Here is a 23212-nt window from a genome sequence, read left to right on the forward strand (position 1 = left end):
TAGCGCGTGGGTGCGCCCGAGCGTCGGGCCGGGTGCCCGCCTCAGGTCCGCCGATGTCGTCCGGTGGCGGGCGCCGTCCGGTAAAGGGTTCGCGATCGCGGGTACGCCGTGTCACCCTGAGGATGACGGTGTTTCATCGGCCGGGCGAACCCGGCTGATGGGGCGAAAGAGTGCCGTCCCGGCCGGGGCGGACTGGAATGACGCGGTCACCGTGCCGCGTTGAGAACGGATGGTATGAGTCTTCGCGCTGACGCCGCTGTGGCGTCCACCCGGCATCTGAAACTGCACTCGGGCGAAAACGACGGCCACGACGGCCACGACGGTCGTGACGGTCGCGCCGGCACCGCGCTCGCCCTGGCCGAGGCCGACGGGTTCTCGTTCTTCGACGAGGAGGGCGACGGGCTCGACCTGGAGGACCGTGGCGCGCTGCGCCGTGTCCCGGGCCTCACCACCGAGCTCGAGGACGTCACCGAGGTCGAGTACCGCCAGCTCCGGCTGGAACAGGTCGTTCTGATCGGGGTGTGGACGTCGGGCTCGCAGGTCGAGGCCGAGGCGTCCATGGCGGAGCTGGCCGCGCTCGCCACCACCGCCGGCTCGGTCGTGCTCGACGCGCTCGTGCAGCGCCGGGACAGGCCCGACGCAGCGACCTTCGTGGGCTCCGGCAAGGCCAAGGAGCTCGCCGAGATCGTACTGGCGACCGGCGCGGACACGGTGATCTGCGACGGCGAGCTGACCCCCGGCCAGCTGCGCCAGCTCGAGGAGGTCGTCAAGGTCAAGGTGATCGACCGGACGGCGCTGATCCTCGACATCTTCGCCCAGCACGCGACGTCGCGCGAGGGCAAGGCGCAGGTCGAGCTCGCCCAGCTGCAGTACATGCTGCCGAGGCTGCGCGGCTGGGGTGAGTCGATGTCCCGGCAGGCCGCCAGCGGCGGCCGGGCGCCGATCGGTACCCGTGGTCCCGGTGAGACGAAGATCGAGACGGACCGTCGCCGGCTGCGCGCGCGCATCACCAAGCTGCGCCGAGAGCTCACCGGGATGGCCACCGTCCGGGCGACCAAGAGGTCGTCGCGCCGCCGCGGTGCCGTTCCCGCCGTCGCGATCGCCGGCTACACCAACGCCGGCAAGTCGTCGCTGCTCAACCGACTGACCGGGGCGGGCGTACTGGTCGAGGACGCGCTGTTCGCGACCCTCGACCCGACGGTGCGCCGGGCCACGCTGCCCGACGGCCGGATCTTCACCCTGGCCGACACGGTCGGCTTCGTGCGCCACCTGCCGCACCAGATCGTCGAGGCGTTCCGCTCGACGCTCGAGGAGGTGGTGGACGCCGACCTCGTCCTGCACGTCGTCGACGGTTCGGCCCCGGACCCGATGGGGCAGATCTCGGCTGTGCGCGAGGTGCTCGCCGAGATCGACGCGGCCGGGGTGCCCGAGCTCATCGTGGTCAACAAGGTGGACGCGGTCGACCCGACCACGCTCGCCGTCCTGCGCCAGGCGGTGCCGGACGCCATCTTCGTCTCGGCGCGGTCCGGGGCGGGGCTGCAGGAGCTGGTGGAGGCGCTCTCGGCGCGGATACCGCACCCGGAGGTCGAGATGTCCCTGCTGGTGCCCTACACCCGGGGCGATCTCGTCTCCCGCATCCACCAGATCGGCGAGGTGCTCCGAGTTGAGCACACCGGCAAGGGCACCGAGGTCGCCGCGCGCGTGCCCGTGGGCCTGGCCGCCGAGCTGGAGCCGTTCCGCGCCTGACGGCCCTGCCTGAACACCAGCCCCGACGGAACACCGCGAGCTGAACACCGCACCGGTCAGACGCCTGGCGTCTGACCGGTGCCTGGCCTGCCCGGTGCGGGCCGCGTGCCGGGGATCAGACCCGGCGCATCACCGCCACGATGCGGCCGAGGATGGTCGCGTCCTCGGCCGGGATGTCGGAGAAGGCCGGGTTCTCCGGCGCCAGCCACACCCGGCCGTCGCGCTGCCGGAACCGCTTGACCGTGGCCTCTCCATCGATCATCGCCGCGACGATCTCGCCGTTGTCCGCCACCGGCTGCTGCCGGACGACGACGAAGTCGCCGTCACAGATGGCGGCATTGATCATCGACTGGCCGACCACCTTGAGCAGGAACAGAGTTCCCTCGCCGACGATCTCCTTCGGCAGCGGGTAGACGTCCTCGATCGCCTGCTCCGCGAGGATCGGCCCACCGGCGGCGATCCGCCCCACCAGGGGGACGTAGGTGGGCGTGCCGGCCTCCAGCGCCGTGGTCTCGGCGGGTGCGCCGGCCGCCGCCGCGGCACCCGCGCGGGAACGCCCGCCGGTCTTCGCGCCGCCGATCGGAAGCACCTCCATCGCCCGTGGCCGGTTCGGGTCGCGCCGGAGGAACCCCTTCTCCTGCAGCACCTTGAGCTGGTGTGCCACGCTGCTGGTGCTGGTCAGGCCGACAGCCTCGCCGATCTCCCGGACGCTCGGCGGGTATCCGCGCCGCTCCACCGCGGACCGGATGACCTCGAGCACCTTCTTCTGCCGCTGCGTCAGGCCCGAGGCGTCCGCGGGGCTGTCGGGAAAATCCCGGACGTTGCCACGGGTGTCACCTCGGCGGGTACCCCGTTCCTGGCTGGTCATCGCCTACCGCTCTCCTGTCGATGCTTCCGCGCGGCGGATGGTGCCACCGGCGGCTGCCAAGGACCGGGTGGTCGACGGCCCGGCTCCGCCAACACCCACCCGGTCGTTCCAATGCTTTGTCCGATTAGTAACTTTTGATCGGTTCGGCATGGTCCTTCGTGCTCGGTTCATCTCGCACGATCGTCCACAACTGATCGTCCTTGACGGTAGTCGGCCGGTCGCCGAATCTCAAACGTCTGTTCGAGCGTGTCGGGGGAAGTGTGCGTGGCGGCCGTGTAAGAATCGCTCAGGCGTTCGATCGAACAAGTGTTCGCGCCTGGGAGGTTGGCATGACCGACGGTGGCGATGCGGCCGGTGGGAATGCGTCAGTTCGGCGGGGTCACCCGGTGTCCCACAGCTGCGCGCTGCGGCAGGGTGCGCAGGTCGCGACGGGTGCGCGGGGGGCACGCGGCGTGCGTGGAGCCGCGGTGGGCGGAGTCGCCGTCCGTGGCCGCGGGGTGCGGGGGGTGGCGGTGCGCGGCATGGGCCGCGTGCCGGTAGGGCGCCCGGTTCGCTCTCGTGGCGCCCGGTGTGGTCTCTCGGGGGCTGCTCCGGCCGCCATGGCGCCGCCTGGTGAGTCCAGGCGGGGCGGTGCGCGGCGATCCGGGGCGTCCGTGATCGAGATGCCCGGCATGTGGTGGCGTGAGGCAGCCGTCGGGTTGGTCGCGGCCGGGTCGGCCGCCGCGGCTCCCGGGCCGCGTCCCGGGCCGCGTCCCGGGCCGCGTCCTGGGCCGAGCGGGCAGTCCCAGCCCCAGCGTCCCCGGCCTCAGCCCCACGCCCGGCCTGAGCCTCGACCTCGGGCCGGGTCCCGGTCGCGGGCCGGTGGGCGGGGGAGGTCGGGTGCGCGGCCGCCGCTGCGGCTGACCAGGCGCGGCCGCATCGTCGTGGTGGCGCTGGCGAGCACGCTCCTCGGCCTTGTCTTCTCGTTGGTGCTGGTGACGGCGTCACAGGCGTTCACCGGCGTCCCGGTGAGCTACCGGACGCACGTCGTGCGGTCCGGGGAGACACTCTGGGAGATCGCCCACGAGGCCGCCCCCGAGGCCGACACCCGCGACACCGTCCGCGGGCTCATGACCCTGAACGGCCTCGACACGGTGACGCTCATGCCCGGTCAGGAGCTCCGGCTCCCCTGACCCGGCTTTCCTGCTGCGGCCCCAATGTCCCAATGTCCCAATGTCCCGATGGCTCGATGCCCCGATAGCTCGGCGGTCCGGCATGCCCTGTGCCCTCGGTGCGCCAGGCGTTGCGGCTGCCACACCGAGGGCACGTCTGGCTGGTGTCACCGCCTGTCGTGGCCCCGGCGCGGGCTGGCGAGAACACACCTGAGGACCACATGCACCGGAGGGGCCGGTGTCGGATCTGTCGGGGGTGTGCGCTACGGTGGACACAACATCTTGTAGTTGCAGCACCGCAAGTCATCCACAGGTTGTTACACAGGTAATCCACAGGGCCTTGACCGTCTGTCCACAGGGCCGCCGGTCGAGGTGACGGAACCCAGTCGGACGCACCCCGCGGGCGGCAGTGTCAGCCTGCCCGGGGTGGAGGGGAGCGGACCATGCGGTGCCCTTTCTGCCGGCATCCCGACAGCCGTGTCGTCGACAGCAGGGAGGCCGAGGAGGGCGCCGCGATCCGGCGCCGGCGGTCGTGTCCGGCCTGTGGCCGTCGGTTCACGACCATGGAGGAGGCCTCCTTGCGGGTCCGTAAGCGCAGCGGGGCCACCGAGCCCTTCAGCCGCGCGAAGGTGATCGTGGGAGTGCGCAAGGCGTGCCAGGGCCGCCCCGTCCGGTCGGACGATCTGGCGCTGCTGGCGGAGCGGGTCGAGGAGACGGTGCGCTCCTCGGGCTCCGCGGAGGTGGCCGCCGAGGATGTCGGCCGAGCGATCCTCGGCCCCCTCCGGGAGTTGGACGAGGTGGCCTACCTCCGCTTCGCCTCCGTCTACCTGGCGTTCGAGTCGCTCGGCGACTTCGAGGCGGCGATCGCGGCCCTGCGTGCCGAGTCGGCTGGCGGCGGTGAGCCGCCCGTCGCCGGAAAGCCGACCACGATGCCGGCGGCCACCGGGGCCTCGGCTGTCATCGTTCCGGTGACCACGGGCCCACGGGCGGCGGCCGGCCCCTGACGCACCGGCCCGAGGTCCCGGAACCGGGATCCGGGCATCCATGAGTGACCCAGCCTGATCCGCACCGGCCTCACGAACCCGGGCCGGTGGGCCGCCTGCCGGCTCCGGCATCGCGGGCCGGGCGCGGGGGAGGCGTCGAGGCGCCGGTCCGGCGAGCGTCCAGGTCCGTGTAACGACCTGGCATGGAACCAGCCTGGAGCCGTGTCGGTGCGGAGCCGGAGCCACACCGGTCTCGGAGCCGCGGTGGTCCGTGTACTGCGCGAGGCCACGGGAGCCGCCCGCGGCGCACGTAATACAGGCATCGGCGCATGCGCCGCGGCCAGCACCTTTGCACCTGATGTTCGGACCCGACCACCAGTGCCCCTGCCCCGCCCCCGACCCGATCCCGTCCGGCGCGGCCACGGGCATCGAGCGCCACCAGCCGGACCGGCCACATCGGGTACGCCGCCGTGCCCGCCAGATCCGGCACGGCCTCAGGTCCCACATACCGTCCCAGACCCCACGCACACCCCGGCCGATCAGCGGAACAGCTGATCCGGCCATCCCGCCCTGCACTGCCGGCGCCGGGCCGGACCTGCCCGGGACCATGCCTGACCAGGCCTGATCCGGGCACGTAAGTCCGGTGGCCGCTGTTTGAACCCATCGAACGCGAACACGAGGAGCGCTATGACCGAGACCCGCGGCAAGGGGAACAGATCGGCCGCGAAGGTGGCCGGGCTGAAGATCCGGCGGGTTCGCACCACGCCCGGAGTCCACCCCTACGACGAGGTGGAGTGGGAGTCCCGCGACGTCGTCATGACGAACTGGCGGGACGGATCGGTCAACTTCGAGCAACGTGGGGTGGAGTTCCCGACCGCCTGGTCGGTCAACGCCTCCAACATCGTCGCCAGCAAGTACTTCCGCGGCGCGCTCGGCTCGCCCGATCGGGAGTCGTCGCTGCGCCAGCTCATCGACCGGGTCGTGCTCCGCTACGGCGCGGCCGGCCGCGAGCACGGCTACTTCGCGTCGGAGAGCGACGCCGAGATCTTCGAGCACGAGCTGACCTGGATGCTGCTGCACCAGGTCTTCAGCTTCAACTCCCCGGTCTGGTTCAACGTCGGGACGGCCGCGCCGCAGCAGGTGTCGGCGTGCTTCATCCTCGCGGTGGACGACACCATGGAGTCGATCCTCAACTGGTACCGGGAGGAGGGCCTGATCTTCAAGGGCGGCTCCGGTGCCGGTCTCAACCTCTCCCGAATCCGCTCCTCGAAGGAGCTCCTCTCCTCCGGCGGCACCGCGTCCGGCCCGGTCAGTTTCATGCGCGGCGCCGACGCCTCGGCGGGCACCATCAAGTCGGGCGGGGCGACCCGGCGCGCGGCGAAGATGGTCGTCCTCGACGTCGACCATCCCGACGTCGTCGAGTTCGTCGAAACCAAGGCGCGTGAGGAGGACAAGATCCGCGCGCTGCGCGACGCCGGGTTCGACATGGACCTCGGCGGGCGCGACATCGCCTCGGTGCAATACCAGAACGCCAACAACTCGGTGCGGGTCAACGACGAGTTCATGCGCGCCGTGGTCGACGGGACGTCCTTCGACCTGCGGGCGCGTCTCGACAACCGGGTGATCGAGTCGGTGGACGCCCGCGGGCTGTTCCGCACGATCTCCCAGGCCGCCTGGGAGTGCGCCGACCCGGGCATCCAGTACGACGGCACGATCAACGACTGGCACACCTGCCCGGAGTCCGGCCGGATCTCCGCGTCGAACCCGTGCTCGGAGTACGTCCACCTGGACAACTCGAGCTGCAACCTGGCCTCGCTGAACCTGATGAAGTTCCTGCGGCCGGACCGCACCTTCGACACCGAGACGTTCGTCGCGTCCGTCGAGCTGATCATCACGGCGATGGACATCTCGATCTGCTTCGCGGACTTCCCGACCCCGGAGATCACCAAGGTGACCCGGGCGTACCGGCAGCTCGGTATCGGGTACGCCAACCTGGGCGCGCTGCTCATGGCCAGCGCCCGTGCGTACGACTCCGACGGGGGCCGGGCGCTCGCCGCCGCGATCACCTCGCTGATGACTGCCACCGCCTACCGCCGCTCGGCGGAGCTCGCCGGCACCGTCGGGGCCTACGACGGCTTCGCCCGCAACGCCGACGCCCACCGGCGGGTCGTGCGCAAGCACTCGGCGGCGAACGACGCCGTCCGCACCGTCCACGCGGAGGAGGCCCGCCTGATCACCGCGGCCTCGAAGGAGTGGGAGCGCGCGCTGTCGGTGGGGGAGAAGCACGGCTGGCGCAACGCCCAGGTCAGCCTGCTGGCCCCGACCGGGACGATCGGCCTGGCGATGGACTGCGACACCACCGGGATCGAGCCGGACCTGGCCCTGGTGAAGATGAAGAAGCTGGTCGGCGGGGCCAGCATGAAGATCGTGAACCAGACGGTGCCCGCGGCGCTGCGCGCGCTGGGATACGCCGAGGAGACGATCGAGGCGATCGTCGAGTACATCGCCGAGCACGGCCACGTCGTCGACGCCCCCGGCCTGCGCACCGAGCACTACGAGGTGTTCGACTGCGCCATCGGGGACCGCGCGATCAGCCCGATGGGCCACGTCCGGATGATGGCCGCCGTCCAGCCGTTCCTCTCCGGCGCCATCTCCAAGACGGTGAACATGCCGGCGACGGCCACCGTCGCCGAGGTCGAGGAGATCTACCTCGAGGGATGGCGGCTCGGCCTCAAGGCCCTCGCGATCTACCGGGACAACTGTAAGGTCGGCCAGCCACTGACGGATGTGAAGGGCGCGAAGCGGGACGCCGCCGCGGCGGCCGAGGTGGCCTCCGACGTGGCCGCCCGGGCCGCCGCCGGAGCGGCCGCGGCCGTTGCAGCGGCGCCGTCCGCCGTGACGGCGCAGCCCGCGGTCGGCCCCGGCGCTCCCGGCCCGCACTGGCCGGCCGGGCCCGGTGAGCACCGGCCCGTCCGCCGCAGGCTGCCGAAGACGCGTCCGTCGCAGACCGTCTCGTTCAGCGTCGGCGGTGCCGAGGGGTACATGACCGCCGGCTCCTACCCGGACGACGGCCTCGGCGAGGTCTTCATCAAGATGTCCAAGCAGGGCTCCACCCTCGCCGGTGTGATGGACGCGTTCTCGATCGCGGTGTCCATCGCGCTGCAGTACGGCGTGCCGCTGGAGGCCTACGTCAGCAAGTTCATCAACATGCGGTTCGAGCCGGCCGGTATGACCGACGACCCGGACGTGCGGATCGCCCAGTCGATCATGGACTACCTGTTCCGCCGGCTGGCCCTGGACTACCTGACCGAGGAGCAGCGCGCGGAGCTGGGCATCCTGTCCGCCTCGGAGCGGACGCGGCGGTTGTCCGACCAGGCCGGCGGCGGCCCGGCCGCGGCGGCGGAGCCGGAGATCGACATCGAGTCGCTGCGGGCGTCCGCCCCGGCCGAGGGTGACTCGGACCCGGCGGCCACCGCCGGTGCGGCGCCGGCCCGGTCTGCGCCGGCCCGGTCTGCGCCGGGCGGGTCCGCGCCGGCCGGGCCGGGCGTGGGCGGCGGGCCGGAGCTGGTCGCGCAGGAGCTGCGACTGGCCATGCCGGGCGGTTCGCTGACCGCCCAGACGGTGGTCGACGCGCCGCTCTGCTTCACCTGCGGTGTGAACATGCGCCCGGCCGGCAGCTGCTACGTCTGCGAGCAGTGCGGCTCCACCAGCGGCTGCAGCTGACCTCTCCCGTAGCCAGAAGTGAGGTGTCCCGGCGGCACATCGAGTCGCTGGGACACCTCACCTCGCCGGCGGCCGTCAGCGGCCTCCGGGTTCCGGCCGTCAGGCGGGGGTGCGGGTGGTGGGGATGGCCGCCTGGGCCCGGGAGGTCGGGCGGGCGCCGTTGTCGAGCATGTCCACCAGCAGGGCGGCCGTCCAGGAGAAGCGGTTGCTGCCGGCGCCGGAGCCGTCGAGCGGTGAGTAGTACTCGTACATCGATCCCGACGACACGATCACGTCGAGGGTGTTGCGGCGGATCGCGGCGGCGGCCTCGGTCCGGCCGTAGCGGTCCAGGCCGTCCGCGATCAGCCAGTTCATGTTGACCCATACCGGGCCCTGCCAGTAGCAGCGAGGCAGGAAGGCGGGGTCGTCGGTCGGCACGCTGGCGATGCCGTACTGGGCCCAGTACCGCGGTGACATGAGCGTGTCCACCATGTCGTCCACCTGGGACTCCGGCACCACGCCCGCGTACAGCGGCAGGAAGCCGGCGATGGTGTGGTGGCGCAGCAGCTCGCCGGTGCGGAAGTTCCGGCTGTAGTAGACACCGTCCGAGCACAGCTCGTTGAGGGCCACGCGGGTCCGGCGCATCGAACGGGACAGCCAGCGCGGGATGCGCACCCCGGCCTCGGCCGCGATCGTCTCGAGATGCTCGTTGGCCCGGGCCAGGATCGCGTTGAAGGCCACGTCCTGCACGAGCGGGACGAAGGTGGAGCGGATCGTCCGGAAGTCGTACCGGCTGCGGCGCAGCTCGCGGACGATCCGGTAGAGCGTGAACAGGTCCGCCGAGGTCAGCCGCTCGTCCGGCGGCACCTCCTTGGAGTCGCGGCGCAGGGCGTCGAGCGTGTCGTCGCCGTTGATCCGGCGCAGCGCGCGCACCGCCCGGGGGGCGACCGGCTTGGTCATCTCCATCCAGGTGGGGGTGTTGTCCATTCCGGATTCCCAGGAGTGGACCAGCGTCACCAGGCCGGTGTCGTCGGGGTCGCGCTCGCGGTAGAGCCACTCGTGGAAGCGCACCAGGCCCGGTGCGAGCCGCCGGTAGAAGTCTGCCCGGTCCTCCCTGCTCATCGCCTGGCCCACCCGCACGGCCGCCTCGGCGATCATCGGCGGCTGGGTGACGCCGGTCGACTGGACCCCGCCGGCGGTCGTGCAGACTCGGTCGCAGCGCCAGCGCTGCGGACCCGCGTGGTAGTAGTCGGTCGTCTCGGCGAAGATCACGTGCGGGATCATGCCGCCGGGCCACTGGCCGCGCAGCAGCGAGAGCAGCTCGGCGGCGGCACGCGCCGGGTCGAGGTGGCGCAGGCCGATGGCGATGAAGCAGCTGTCCCACAGCCACTGGTGCGGGTAGAGCGTCGGCGACGGCCGGGTGATGTCACCAAGGTCGTTGGCGCGCAGCACCGCCACGGCCGTCTCGCGCACCGTGGCGATGTCCGCCGACAGGGGGATTTCCGCGGCCGGCGGCGAGATCGCCCCGCCCGACGCGGCGCCCGCGCGGGCGTCCACCGCTGTGTCGGATGCGACGACTGTGTTGGATGCGACGACTGTGTCGGGTGCGACTGGTGCGACGGCCGCGCCGGGTCCGCCGCGCCCGTTGGTGTGGGTACCGGGACCGCCGGCGCCGGCAGTGATGGGGGTCACATTGGCGGTGCCGGCCGGGTCGGCGCTCCCGGTGCGTGCAGCGGGGGCGACCGGCGAGGCGACCGCCGCGTGGTCCGCGGGTGGCCGGTTGGTGCCCGTGCCCACCACCGACGGTGGTACGCCCGGATGGTCCGCTTGTGTCCTCCGTGGCGCCGCGGTGGTCGTGCTGTCGGGCACGGTCGCGGGCGCGGCGCCGGTCGCGGTGCCGGGCGTGGCGGCGGGTGGGTTGGAGCTGGATGTGGCTGGCGCGGGCATCGGGGAGACCGACATCGTGAGAGAGTAGCGGTCACGCGGCGTACTCGCCTGGTGGGGGTGCCCGGTGTGGCCCGGCTAACGGGATGCCGTTGCCGTGGGGTTACCGAGCTGGTGCTCCGCGCGGTTTTCGGGCCGGCGGCGCAGGAAAAAGTCCGGTTCGGAGGGCATGTCCGGGCCGCCGGCGGCTGTCGGGCCCGGCCCGCCACGCACGTCCCGAACTTCTTCGCGTCGTTCCGGGGCGATCCGCGGTTCGCTACGTAGGGTAATTATTGGTCGGCTGACGGAAAGATCTTCGCTGCCGGTCGGCCGCGTGGCGGGCGGCTCCGGGAGGGCTCGCCGGCCACGGGAGGAAATCCCGTTCGGTGGCGAGTGGGGTGTGCGTCGGGACTGGCGTGACCGGTGTTACGGGCGCGGTCAGGCGGGAGGGCCCGGCGCGTGCCGCGCGCGGTGCTCGGCGTGGGCCGCGCGGTGCGCGCAGATGGTGTGAGGGGTGGTGCGGTCGGTGTGCGTCGCGCGTTCGTCGCGGGGTGCGCCGCCGCCGCGCCGGTCCGTGGGCGAGTCGGGCTCGCCCTCGACGGGCCATCGCTTCTCGTGGCCCGCGCCACATCGGCGAACCGGACCACATGGGGGTGCGTGAAGGGGCGCCCACCGGGTAGGGCCGTGGTCTGCCGGTAATCCGATTCGTCCCCGCGCCGTCCGGCCGGGTCGAGAAAGGAGTCCGTCGCGTGACCGTGCGAGGCGCCGTACCCTCGCGCGAACACGGTGAAGGTGACGTCGATCTCTGGATTGCGCTCCCTAAGGTGTCACGGCAACCACTCTCCGTTGTGAACGGTCACCGATAGTCGAGGGTGAACGTCGCGCGTCGTCGAGATAGTTGCTCGTTCCCGCCACAGCACACGATCTGCCAGGTAGTCTTCGCGACAGCGGGTTCAGCGGCCCGATGGCAGGGGTCTACACTTCCCAGTAGGCCCGGCGATCGCTGACGTCCGGCTGTGCCTTCACGGGGAATGGTTGCGTCTGTTCAGTCGTTACCTCTCGTGCAAGCAACTAGACGACCCACCCGCACCGACCATCGGATCTGCCACTGATGACGCTGCCTGCCCTGGAACTAGCCGAGCGCACCGACGAGTCACGCCCGCGCCCGCGGCGTACCCGTCGCTCCGCTTCTCCTGTCCGTAACACTCCAAGCCGCACGCTGGCCGCGGTCCCCGACGAGCTCGACGAGCTCGACGTCTCCGCCATCGCGGAACTCATCGCGCGTGGCCGCGAGACCGGCGAGCTCAGCCGTTCCGAGCTCCGTGAGGCTCTCGAGGCCGCCGACATCGGCGTCGAGCTGCTGCCCGCGCTGATCTCCCGCCTGGGTGCCGCCGGGATCGACCTCGTCGAAGAAGAAGAGGAGCGCGTCACCCCCGGCGCTCCGGCCGCCGGCCGCACGGTCGCCGACCACGCCGGCACCGCCGACCTCGTCCGCATGTACTTGCGGGAGATCGGCAAGGTCCCGCTGCTCAACGCCGCTCAGGAGGTCGAGCTCTCCAAGCGCGTCGAGGCGGGCCTGTTCGCCGAGCACAAGCTCGACACCGACCAGGACCTGGCCGACGACCTGCGCCGGGATCTCGGCGTGCTGGTCACCGACGGCCAGGCTGCCAAGCAGCAGCTGGTCTCGGCCAACCTGCGCCTGGTGGTGTCGGTCGCCAAGAAGTACAGCGGCCGGGGTATGACGCTGCTGGACCTCGTCCAGGAGGGAAACCTGGGCCTGATCCGCGCGGTCGAGAAGTTCGACTACGCGAAGGGCTACAAGTTCTCCACCTACGCCACCTGGTGGATCCGTCAGGCGATCGGCCGCGCGCTGGCCGACCAGGCCCGCACGATCCGTATCCCGGTGCACGTGGTCGAGCAGATCAACAAGATCACCCGGCTGCAGCGCCAGCTTGTCTCGACCCTCGGCCGCGAGCCGACGGACGAGGAGCTCGCGCTCGAGCTGGACATGCCGATCGAGCAGGTCGTCGAACTGCGCCGCTACGCGCAGGACACGGTCAGCCTGGAGACGTCCGTCGGTGACGACGGCGACTCCGTGCTCGGCGACTTCATCGAGGACTCGGACGCGACGTCGCCCGCCGACGCCGCCTCCTACGGCGCCATGCAGGACGAGATCGACAACGTCCTCGGTGCGCTGAACCCTCGTGAGCGCGAGGTCATGCGGCTGCGTTTCGGGCTCGCCGACGGGAAGCAGCACACCCTCGCCGAGGTCGGCAACCGGCTCGGGCTCACCCGTGAGCGCATCCGCCAGATCGAGCGGGACACGCTGCGGGAGCTGCGCAAGCCGGCCGTGGCCGGAAGGCTGCGCGAGTTCCTCGACTGAGGAGCCGGCGTCTGGGACGAGGTCGTCGTGTGGGCGCCGGCATCGCGGGCCGGCACCCATGACCGCCCGGGGTGTGGGCCATACGGTCCTGCTCCGGCAGGGGTGGTCGGAGGCCGGATCTTCGCCTGAGGGCGAGGATCCGGCTTTTCCCTTTGCCTGCCTGTGCCGTCCGCCTGCGCGTCCCTGCGCTGCCCTGCCTATGCGCCGGCGGTGCGTGCGCCGGTGGGCGCGGCGAGGGCGTCCAGCGGACCGTCGACGGCGATCCCGCCGGCCTGCGTCATCCGCGCGCGCTCGCCCTGCCACCACCAGCCCGGAAACCTCGCCAGGTGCTTCTGGAGCAGCCACGAGCCGGTCGGGTCGCCCCACACGAACAGGGGCGCCGACGGCATCGGCGCGGTGACGACCAGCTCCCCGGCACCGCCACCGGGCACCTCCCGGCCGGACGGGTCCACGACGGCCACCGCGCACCCCAGCGCACGGCCCGCCTCGCCGGCCCGCACCGGGTCGGTCGGCAGCCCTGTGACCAGCGCGGTGCAGACCTCCGTGCCGCCGCTCATGGCGACGAAGGCCACCGACGGGCTCACCGTGTCGTAGACCCAGGCACCGGCCTCGGGGACGAACGGGGCCCCGAACGCCCCGACCGTGCGCAACAGCGAGAGATCCGCGACGCGGCCTGGCACCAGCCCGACCCGCCGGCAGGCCTCGACGAGGGCCACGGAGACGCCCAGGCAGGTGACGTCCACCGCCTCGGCGAGCCGCCACAGGATGGACACGTCCGGGTGGCTAGGGCTGCCGTCGTAGAGCACGATCGTCGCGCCGGTGAGCAGCCCGGAGACCTGGTAGTTCCACATCATGCCGCTGGTCGTGCCGTACCAGCAGAAGCGGTCGTCCGGGCCGAGGTCGAGGTGCAGCACCAGCGACTTCAGGTGTTCCAGCAGGATCCCGCCGTGCCCGTGGACGACCGGCCTGGGCGGGCCGGCGATCTCGTCGGCGAACAGGATCCACAGCGGCGCGTCGAACGGCAGCCGGGTGAAGGCCGGCTCCGCCTCGGCGGCGAGCAGGTCGTCCCAGGTGAGCAGGCCCGGCAGGTCTGCGCTCGCCGCCCGCGGGTAGGCGTCGGCGGACAGGTAGGGCACCAGCACCGTGGCAGCCAGGTTGGGTAGGCGCCGGGCCAGGTCGGCCAGCGGCGGGATCGCGTCGTAGCCCTGGCCGCCGCGGGTGTACCCGTCGACGCCGATGAGCACCCGCGGGGTGATCTGGATGAACCGCTCGGCGAGCGCGGCCGGTTCGAGATCCGGTGAGCACGACGCCCACACCGCCCCGACGCTCGCCGTCGCCAGCATCGCCACCACCGCGTGCACCGTGTTCGGCAGCACCGCTCCGACCCGGTCGCCGGGCCTGACCCCGAGCCGGCGCAGCCCGGCGGCGGCCCGTGCCACCTGCCTGCGCAGCTCGTCCCAGCTCACCACCGCGGTCGCGCCGTCCTCCCGGACAGCGATGATCGCCGGGGCCGGGCCGCGCCGGGTGAGCGCGTTCTCCGCGTAGTTGACCCGGGCCGTCGGGAACCAGCGGGCGTCGGGCACGGCCGCGCCGGTCAGCGCCGGCCCGTCGCCACGGTCACCCTCGACGGCGCAGAACTCCCAGATCGAGTCCCAGAACCGGCCGGGTTCGGCCTCGGCCCACAGCCGTAGCCGGGTGGAGTCGGCGATGCGCAGCTGGTGTTCGTCCGCCAGCCACTCCCGGTACCTCGTCACCGAGGCCTCGGCAACCCGTCGCGGCGGGGGCTCCCACAGCACGGTGCCCTCGCCGACCCGACGCGGGGGGCCACCCGGTCCGCTCGGGCCCGCACCGCCGTCCCGCCCATCGCGTGGTTCGTCGTGTTTCGGTCCTTCGTCTGCGGCCACGTGATCTGACCCTAATGCGTCCGGGTTGGACGTCCGTCCACAGTGTCGCCGGTGCGCCGGGCCGGCGCCGGCCCCCGCTCACGCGGCCGGGGACGGCTGTTCCGGCCACGGCGGGTGTCGTCAGGACAGTCGTGCGGGACGTCGCGCGGAGCTACCGTCGTCGTGTGAGCACGTCCGCGAACACCGAGCCCTCGCCGGCCGCGCCCGGAGCGGGTGCGCAGGCCCTCCTCATCTGGGACAGGGCGATGCTCGACTACGACTTCGGCCCGACCCATCCGCTGCACCCGGTGCGGCTCGCGCTGACGATGGATCTCGCCGGCGCCGTCGGCCTGCTCGACGCCCCGGGGATCACCGTCGCCTCTGCGGGGATGGCCGGCGACGACCTGATCGAGCTCGTCCACGACCCCGCCTACCTCAGTGCGGTGCGCGCGGCGTCGCCGGGGTCGCGGGCCGGGTCGCTGCTGGCGGGCCGCTTCGGGCTGGGCACCGCCGACAACCCGGTCTTCGACCGGATGCACGCCGCCGCCGCGCTGGTGACCGGCGGGACGCTCGCCGCCGCCGAGGCGGTGTGGAAGGGCACCCACCAGCACGCGGTGTCGCTGGCCGGGGGCCTGCACCACGCGATGCGCGGTTCGGCCAGCGGGTTCTGCGTCTACAACGATCCGGCCGTCGCGATCGCCTGGCTGCTGTCCGCCGGCGCGAGCCGGGTCGCCTACGTCGACATCGACGTGCACCACGGCGACGGCGTCCAGGCGGCCTTCTACGACGATCCGCGGGTGCTCACGATCTCGCTGCACCAGAGCGGGCGGTCGCTGTTCCCCGGCACCGGTTTCGCCCGGGAGGTCGGCACGGGTGACGCCGAGGGCACGGCGGTGAACGTTGCGCTGCCGCCCGGGACGGGCGACGCCGGTTGGCTGCGCGCGTTCTCCGGGGTGGTCCCGGTGATGCTGCGCGCGTTCCGCCCGCAGGTCCTGGTCACCCAGCACGGGTGCGACACGCACGCGCTCGACCCGCTGGCCGACCTGCGGCTCTCCCTCGACGGCCAGCGCGCCTCCTACGAGGCGCTGCACCAGCTGGCCCACGAGGTGTGCGGCGGGCGCTGGCTCGCCTGCGGGGGCGGTGGCTACGCCCTGGACGCCGTCGTGCCGCGGGCCTGGACGCAGCTCGTCGCGATCGCCGCCCACACCCCGCTGGACGCGGCCCGGGCGCTGCCCGAGGAGTGGGCCGCCGCGGCCCCGGCCCGGGTCCGCGCGGCGACGGGCCACGACTCGGTCGGCGCCGCCGGGATGCCGTCGACCTTCGGCGACGGCGCCCCGGCCGCCTACCACCCGTGGGACGCCGGCGAGGGCGACCCCGACGACCCGCTGGACCGCTCGGTCGCGCAGACCCGCAGCGCGGTGCTCCCGCTGCACGGGCTCGACCCGCTAGTGGACCGGTGAACGCCGGCCCCGATCCTGGCCTGCCGCGCGACTACCCCGCCCACTGGGAGGCCGACGTCATCCTGTCGGACGGCGGGACGGCGCATATCCGTCCGATCCGGCCGTCGGACGGGGCGCTGCTGCGGCCGTTCTGGTCCCGGCTGTCCCAGCGGACGATCTACTTCCGGTACTTCAACGTCCGGCGCGGGCTCAGTGACGAGGACATCGCCCGGACGACCAACGTCGATCAGTGGGTCCGCGGCGCCCTGGTGGCGCTGATCAGCGGCGAGATCGTCGCCCTCGCGCACTGGGAGGGCCGCCCCCGCTCTGCCGCCGACGCGGCCGGTCCACCGAACGCCCCCGGCGCCCCCGGCACCCCCGACACCACCAGCACCCCTGACGCTGCCGGAAGCCGCGGGAGCGCCGATGACCGTCCGGCGCCCGACGCGGAGGTCGCCTTCCTCGTCGAGGACGCCCAGCAGGGCCGCGGGCTCGGCTCGGTGCTGCTGGAGCACCTGGCCGCGGCCGCGGCCGAGCGCGGGGTGCGCCGCTTCGACGCCGACGTCCTCAGCGAGAACCAGCAGATGATCCGGGTGTTCCTCGACGCCGGCTACACCGTGGCGCGCGCCTGGGAGTCCGGCGGGGTCCGGCTGTCGTTCGACATCGCGCCGACGGCCCGCTCGGTGGACGTCATGCGCGCCCGGGAGCACCGGGCCGAGGCCGCGTCGATGAACCGGCTGCTGCATCCCAGGGCCATCGCGGTCGTCGGCGCCGGCCGGGACCGCTCCTCACTGGGCAACATCGTCCTGCGCAACCTGCTCGCCGGCGGCTTCGACGGCCCGGTGTACCCGGTCAACCCGGCCGCCGCGGCGGGGGAGGGTGCCGTCGCCTCGGTCCGGGCGTACGCCTCGGTGGAGGACACGCCGCGGCCCGTCGACCTCGCGGTGCTCTGCGTGTCCGCGGAGGTGATCCCGGCGGTCGTCGCCGCCTGCGGCCGGCACGGCGTGCGCGGTCTGGTCGTGGTGACCGACCAGCGGGACGACGCCGCCGACGCGCGGCTCGCCTCCGACGCCCGCGCGAACGGTATGCGGGTGGTCGGCCCGGCCAGCCTCGGCATCCAGAACCCGGCGGTGGGGCTGAACGCCTCGCTGGTCGAGCGGATGCCGCCGGCCGGCCGCATCGGCTGCTACTCGCAGTCCGGGCCGCTCGGCGGGGCGCTGCTGGAGGCCGCCGCGGGCCGTCGGCTGGGGTTCTCGGTCTTCGTCTCCGCGGGCGACCGCGCGGACGTCAGCGGCAATGATCTCCTGCAGTACTGGGAGGCGGACCCGTCCACGGGTGTGGCGCTGATGCACCTGGAGACCTTCGGGAACCCGCGCAAGTTCGCCCGGCTGGCGCGCCGGCTCGGCCGCGACACCCCGGTCGTGGTCGTGCTCTCCGAGCGCACCCCGCTGGACGAGGCCCTGCTGCGCCAGGCCGGGGTGATCGGCGTCGACCGGGTCTCGCAGGGCCTGGACGTGGCGCTGCTGCTCGCCAACCAGCCGCTGCCGGGGGGCAACCGGGTCGCCGTGGTCGGCGACTCACGGGCCCTGGTGGGGTTCACCGCCCGGGCGGCCGACGCGGCCGGGCTCGCGGTGCGGGAGGTGCTGCTGCCGGTCGGCAGCACCGCCGAGGCGTTCCGCGACGCTCTCGTCTCGGCCTCGGCCGAGGTGGACGCCCTGCTCGTGATCGCGGTGCGGCTGCCGTCGTCGCTGCCCGGCCTCGCGGCCGCGGGAGTCGGCGTGGCCGCGGGAATCGCCGCCGCCGCCGCCGCGCCGCTGGTGCGGGTGCCCCTGCTGGCGACCGTGCGGGCCACGGAGGCGTCGCCGGAGCTCGGCGCGATACCGGCCTATCCCTCGCCCGAGGGCGCGGTCGCGGCGCTGCGCCGGGCCGTCGGCTACGCCCACTGGCGGGCCCTGCCCTCCGGGGCGGTGCCGGCCACCCAGGTGCGGGCCGAGGAGGCCCGCCGGCTCGTGGCGGGGACGACCGGCCGCCTCACCGACGGCGCGGCCGGCGAGCTCCTGGCCTGCTACGGCATCGAGGTGGTGCCCCGCCGGGTCATCGGCGGCGCTGATGAGGCGGTCGAGGCCGCCGCCCTGCTCGGCTGGCCCGTGGTGCTCAAGGCGCTGTCCGACGGGTACCGGCACCGGCCGGACCTCGGGGGGCAGCGCCTGGACCTGCCCGACCCGGCGGCCGTGCGCGCCGCGTGGCGCTCGCTGGCCGAGCGGCTCGGGCCGGGCGCGCCGATCGTCGCGCAGCGGATGGTCCCCGGCGGGGTCGCGGTGGTCGCCGGAGCCGAGCAGCATCCCCGGTTCGGCCCGCTGGTGTCGTTCGGGCTGGCCGGCCCGGCCACCGAGCTGCTGGGTGACCGGGTGCACCACATCCTCCCGCTGACCGACGCCGACGCCGCGCGCCTTGTCCGCTCGGTGCGCGCGGCGCCGCTGCTGTTCGGCTACCGCGGCGCCGAGCCGGTGGACGTCGCCGCGCTCGAGGATCTGCTCCTGCGGCTGGCCCGCCTCGTGGATGACATCGGCGGGGTGAAGCACCTCACACTCGAGCCCGTGATCGTCTCGGTGGACCGGGTAAGCGTGCTGTCCGCGGACATCGTCCTGGCACCGCCAACCCCTCGCGCGGACGCCGGTCCGCGCCGGTTCTGGCGCCCCGTCGCGGACCTGCCGGCCAGGCCGGAGCCCCGGGCCGGTTCGGCACAACGTGTCCCCACCGTCCACAATCGTCTGCCATGACCACGCCGTACTCCGCGCAGCCCGCCGGCCGGCCGTCCGCCGGCCCTGACGTGCAGGCCCATGACGCCACTGGCGACGGGCAGTCCGGGACGGGTGGTCCGGACCCGACGGGTCCCGGCGGTCGCGACGGTCTCAACGGTTCCGGCGGTCTCAACGGTTCCGGCGGTTCCGGCGGTTTCGGCGGTCTGAGCGGTCCGGGTGGTCTCGGCGGCCCGGGTGGTCTTGGCGGGTCGGGGGACGTCGGCGGGCCGGGTGCGCTTGGCGGCCTGGGCGGGCTCGGCGCTCCCGGTTCCGAGTGGGCGGGTGGGAACAGCTGGGCCGGCGGGCCGGTCGGCTGGCCTTCTTACGCTGACGTCACCGGCGGGGCGATGCCCGCCAGCCCGCGGGGGACGCCCTCCGAATGGGAGCCCCTCGTGGGGGACGGCGCCGCGCCGGCGCCGGCGTCCTCGATCGGCCTGCCGCCGCCCCCGCCCGGCTCGCCGCCGCCGGGCGAGCCGCCGTCCGCCGGGTCCGGGGGAGTGGGACAACTACCCGCCGCAGGCGTTCCCGCCGGTTCATCGCCGGACATCGTGCCGCTGGCCGGGCTGATCCCGGGGCCGCCGCTGTCGGCGTCACCGCCCGCGGGCGAGAACACGCCGGCGCCGCCGGTGCCCCCGCCGGGGGAGTCCGCTCCGCCGGCACCACCGCCGACCGTGGCCGCGCCGTCGTCCGAGTTCCCGCCATCGGGGTCCACTCCTGCAGGGCAGGCCGCTGCCGGGCAGGAACCGCCCGGACAGGAGCTGTCCGGGCCCGCGGTGGACGGGCCTGCGCCGTCCGGGCGGGTTCCGTCCGCGCACGGGCAGGCCGGGCCTGTGGCGTCCGCGTCGCCCGGTGGCGAGCGCGGTTTCCCCGGCGACTTCGGGCCCGGTTTCGCGGTCACACCCGGCTTCCCACCCGGGCAACCGCCGCACGGGTCGGCGTCGTCTGACTTTGGTACGCCCTGGGGGCCGCCGGCCCTCGAACCCGGCCCCGGGGCCGGCCTGGGCGGTTCGGGCGGAGTCGGTGCCACCGGGGCGGGCCACGACGGGCCGGTCCCGGCCGGGCCGTCCCACCCGGGCGGTGGCGGGGCGTCCGAGGGCGCGGATCTCGCCGGGCTGGCGCTGCGGGAGGCCCTGTTCGACCAGGCCCCCGTCGGCCTCGCCCTGTACGACGCCGGCGGCCGCTACATCCGGGTGAACGACGTCCTCGCGCGGCTCAACGGCCGCCCGGCCGCCGAGCACCTGGGCCGCACTATGTCCGAGCTCCTCGGGGAGATCGGCCAGGAGATGGACGGCCTGCTGTCCCGTGTCCTGCGCACGGGCGAGGCGGTGACCGACCTCGAGATCGGAGTCGCCACCGGCGGCGCCGGCCCGAACCAGACCTGGTCGGCGAGCTGGTACCCGGCCACCGACCGGCTCGGTGCCCGCGCCGGCGCGGTCCTCGTCGCCCTCGACGCGACCCGCGCGAAGACCGCCGAGCGGGACCACGCCCGCGCCGTCGGCCGGGAGCGGGCGCTGGGCGAGGCCACCGCGGCGGACGTCTTCCACGCCGGCGAGGACGGCGCGCTCGACACCGACCTGCCCCGCTGGCGCGCTGCCACCGGCCAGAACGGCGCGCAGGCCGCCGGTTTCGGCTGGCTGGACGCGATCCATCTCGATGACCGGGAGCGGGTCGCCCGGGCCTGGCACGGCGCGATCGAGCGCCGCGAGCCGTTCGACGCCGAGTTCGGTGTCCCGGACGTCACCGGGACACACCGGACGATCACCGCCCGGCTGGTGCCCGTGGTGGACGGGCCGCAGGTCGAGTGGATCGGTGTGCTGACCGACGTCACCGAGGCCCGTTACGCCCGCGACCCGCGACCCGCGCAGGACGGCGTGCCGGACGAGGCAACCTGGCGCCGTGAGCAGTCGTGGCGGCTGACCTCCGCCCTCGGCCGGGCGGTGACCGTCGACGACGTCGTCGCGGCGGTGCTCGACAGCGGCGGGCGGGCCGCGCGCGCCGTGGGCCGCGGCGTGGCACTGATCGACGAGAGCGACGACCGGCTCCGGTTCCGCTCCCTGGCGGGCACCTCGGACCAGTACGCCGAGCGCTGGTCGGAGGTCGGGCTCGGCGCCATCCACCCGCTCGCCGAGGTCATCCGCGGCCGGCGGCCGCTGTTCCTGCGTAGCCGCGACGAGCTCGGCGGGCGCTGGCCCGTTGCCGACCTGCTCGGCGCGGTCGAGTCGGGGCCGGAGCACGCCTGGGCGCTGCTGCCGCTCGCGACGACCGACGTGCCCTTCGGCGTCCTCCACCTCGGGTTCCCCTCGCCGCGCGAGTTCGACACCGACGACCAGGCGTTCCTGATGGCGATGGCCGAGCAGTGCGCGCAGGCTCTCGAGCGCGCGACCCTGTTCGAGCGGCTGGCCGCCGACACCGCGCGCAGCCGGCGGGACCGCGACGAGGCCGAGGCCGAGCTGACGGCGGCGCTGGCGGCGGCGGACGTCCAGCAGTCGGCGGCGGGCGCCGCGCGGCGCAGGCTGGAGCAGCTCGCCCGTGCGGGCGAGGCGGTGGCCTCGGCCACCAGCCCGGAGCGTGCCCTGTCGGCGCTGGCCGCGGCGGTTGCCGGGGAGATCGCCGACGTCTGCGTCATCCACCTGCTGCCGCCCGCGGACGAGACCGAGACGTCAGCAGCGCCCGGGTCGCCCGGATCGCCGGGGTTGCCTGGGTCGCGTCCGGCGGTGTTCGTGGCCCGTGACGGACTCACCGCCGCGGCGCCGCCCGGTGCTCCCGCGCTCGTCCTGCCGGGGGCGGGCCCGCTCGCCGCGGTCGCCGCCGGCGCCGCGCCCGTGCTCCTGCCCGCCAGCCCCGCCGCCCCGTTCCTGGACGGCGCCCTGACCCCCGAGCTGGCCCGCTGGGTACGGGAGGCCGAGGGGCACAGCGCCGCGGCGGTGCCGATCACGTTCCGGGGTCGCCCGGCCGGCGTGCTGACGGCGATCGCCGCCGGTGAGCGCCCCGCCTTCACCACGGACGACCTGCCCTTCCTGACCGAGGTCGCGGCCCGCACAGCGCCCGCCCTGGAACGCGCCGAGGCCGGTGGCCGCGACGGTGGCGACGCGCTGGCGCTCCAGAAGGCGCTGCTGCCGCGCACCCTGGCCCCGGCGGGCCTCGACCTGGCCACCCGGTACCTGCCCGCGGGCGGGGACGACCAGGTCGGCGGCGACTGGTTCGACGTCATCGACCTCGGCGCCGGGCGGGTGGCGCTGGTCATCGGCGATGTGACGGGACGCGGTGTGCGCGCTGCCGCTCTCATGGGGCAGCTCCGCAGCGCAGTGCGCACCTGCGCCCGGCTGGACCTGCCACCGGCCGAGGTCCTCATCCAACTCGACGGGCTCGTCGCCGACCTCGGCGAGGACCTGATCGCCACCTGCATCTACGCCGTCGTGGAGACCGACACCGGACTGCTGACCCTCGCCAGCGCCGGGCACCCGCCGCCCCTGGTGGTCGCCCCGGACGGCCTGGTCTCCCGGCTCTACATGGCGGCTGCGACCCCGCTCGGCCTCGCCTGCGACGCGATGACCGAGTACACCGTCTCGCTCGGGCCCGGCTCGCTGCTGGCCCTGTTCACCGACGGACTCGTGCGCGGGCGCGGGCTGGACATCGACGCCGGGGTCTCGAACCTGGCCGCCGTCCTGGCCCGCCCGGCCGAGGAGTGGGACGGCCGGCTCGACGACCTGGCCCGGGCCGCCTGCGCGGCGCGGGTCGGCGCGGGCGGCCCGCCGCCCGGCGACGACGTCGCGCTGCTGCTGGCCCGGCTGCCCGTGCCGGACCCGCTGGCCGAGCCGCTGGACGTCTCCGCCGATCCCTCTGTGGGGCTCAGCCAGGTCCGCGCGCAGGTGCGGGTGGCGCTGGAGAACGCCCTGACAGAGCCGCCGGTGATCGACACCGTGGTGCTCGTGCTCTCCGAGCTCGTCGGCAACGCGCTGGTGCACGGGCGGGCCCCGCTGTCGGTCCGGGTACGGCGGATGGCGGCGTCGAGCCCGGCGGGTGCCGGTGCGGCGGGCGGCGGTTCGGCAGGTAGCGGTTCGGCAGGTAGCGGTTCGGCAGGTAATGGTGCCCGGCGCATCCTGGTCGAGGTGGGTGACGCCGGCGGCCGGATGCCCCGCCGCCGCCGGGCCGGTCCCGACGACGAGACCGGCCGTGGGCTCGATCTGGTCGGCCGGCTCGCGCTGCGCTGGGGCGTGCGGCCCGTCGGCGACGGCAAGCTGGTGTGGGCGGAGATCGACCCGAGCCGGGTCTGACGTCCAGCCGGGCTGGGCGCGGGGCCTGGCGCCCAGCCCGGCTGGACGACCTGAGAGGG

The 23212-nt window shown here is 74.0% G+C and carries 11 protein-coding genes; 8 read left to right on the top strand and 3 right to left on the bottom strand.

Translation table 11 applies throughout. From position 1 onward, the window contains the following. Positions 1–234 precede the first annotated feature (234 nt). Positions 235–1746 carry a GTPase HflX gene (hflX, locus tag FRANEAN1_RS06070; protein WP_020458860.1) on the top strand — a complete coding sequence of 504 codons (1512 nt, stop codon included), beginning with the start codon at positions 235–237 and terminating at the stop codon, positions 1744–1746. 115 nt (positions 1747–1861) lie between these two features. Here hflX and lexA read toward each other — a convergent pair whose 3' ends face one another. After that, a complete protein-coding gene (gene lexA, locus FRANEAN1_RS06075; protein ID WP_020458861.1) occupies positions 1862–2614 on the bottom strand; it encodes a transcriptional repressor LexA in 753 nt (250 codons plus the stop codon). A gap of 923 nt (positions 2615–3537) precedes the next feature. Here lexA and FRANEAN1_RS06080 point away from each other — a divergent pair. The 3 genes from FRANEAN1_RS06080 to FRANEAN1_RS06090 all read left to right on the top strand — a co-directional run bounded on the left by FRANEAN1_RS06080 (position 3538) and on the right by FRANEAN1_RS06090 (position 8471). Then, positions 3538–3786: a LysM peptidoglycan-binding domain-containing protein gene (locus FRANEAN1_RS06080; protein ID WP_041253738.1), complete on the top strand. Its 249-nt coding sequence runs from the start codon at positions 3538–3540 to the stop codon at positions 3784–3786. A gap of 422 nt (positions 3787–4208) precedes the next feature. After that, complete coding sequence (gene nrdR, locus FRANEAN1_RS06085; protein ID WP_020458863.1) at positions 4209–4769, top strand: transcriptional regulator NrdR; 561 nt, start codon at positions 4209–4211, stop codon at positions 4767–4769. Between the two features lie 666 nt (positions 4770–5435). Further along, positions 5436–8471 carry a vitamin B12-dependent ribonucleotide reductase gene (locus FRANEAN1_RS06090; protein ID WP_020458864.1) on the top strand — a complete coding sequence of 1012 codons (3036 nt, stop codon included), beginning with the start codon at positions 5436–5438 and terminating at the stop codon, positions 8469–8471. Positions 8472–8570: 99 nt separating this feature from the next. On the opposite strand, the gene FRANEAN1_RS06095 is transcribed toward FRANEAN1_RS06090, so the two are convergent. Then, positions 8571–9971, bottom strand: coding sequence for a trehalase family glycosidase (locus FRANEAN1_RS06095; protein ID WP_049795901.1), 1401 nt, complete (start codon positions 9969–9971; stop codon positions 8571–8573). A gap of 1513 nt (positions 9972–11484) precedes the next feature. On the opposite strand from FRANEAN1_RS06095, the gene FRANEAN1_RS06100 reads away from it, so the two are divergent. Beyond that, positions 11485–12756 (top strand): sigma-70 family RNA polymerase sigma factor, encoded by a 1272-nt coding sequence (locus tag FRANEAN1_RS06100; RefSeq protein WP_020458866.1) that lies wholly within the window; start codon positions 11485–11487, stop codon positions 12754–12756. A 197-nt stretch (positions 12757–12953) separates the two neighbouring features. Here FRANEAN1_RS06100 and FRANEAN1_RS06105 read toward each other — a convergent pair whose 3' ends face one another. Next, a complete protein-coding gene (locus FRANEAN1_RS06105) occupies positions 12954–14552 on the bottom strand; it encodes an acetoacetate--CoA ligase (RefSeq protein ID WP_041255569.1) in 1599 nt (532 codons plus the stop codon). A 122-nt stretch (positions 14553–14674) separates the two neighbouring features. Between FRANEAN1_RS06105 and FRANEAN1_RS06110 the strand changes: the two genes are divergently transcribed. The 3 genes from FRANEAN1_RS06110 to FRANEAN1_RS06120 are packed head-to-tail and all read left to right on the top strand — an operon-like array spanning position 14675 to position 23153. Beyond that, a complete protein-coding gene (locus tag FRANEAN1_RS06110; RefSeq protein WP_157472368.1) occupies positions 14675–16099 on the top strand; it encodes an acetoin utilization protein AcuC in 1425 nt (474 codons plus the stop codon). Beyond that, complete coding sequence (locus FRANEAN1_RS06115) at positions 16096–18858, top strand: bifunctional GNAT family N-acetyltransferase/acetate--CoA ligase family protein (RefSeq protein WP_020458869.1); 2763 nt, start codon at positions 16096–16098, stop codon at positions 18856–18858. Before FRANEAN1_RS06110 ends, FRANEAN1_RS06115 begins: the two co-directional genes overlap by 4 nt. Next, on the top strand, positions 18855–23153 hold the full coding sequence (locus tag FRANEAN1_RS06120; protein ID WP_020458870.1) for a SpoIIE family protein phosphatase: 4299 nt from the start codon (positions 18855–18857) through the stop codon (positions 23151–23153). The genes FRANEAN1_RS06115 and FRANEAN1_RS06120 overlap by 4 nt, the downstream gene beginning before the upstream one ends. The last annotated feature ends 59 nt before the right edge of the window (positions 23154–23212 follow it).

Origin of the sequence: Parafrankia sp. EAN1pec (assembly GCF_000018005.1) — a bacterium.
Classification (GTDB): Bacteria; Actinomycetota; Actinomycetes; order Frankiales; family Frankiaceae; genus Parafrankia; species Parafrankia soli.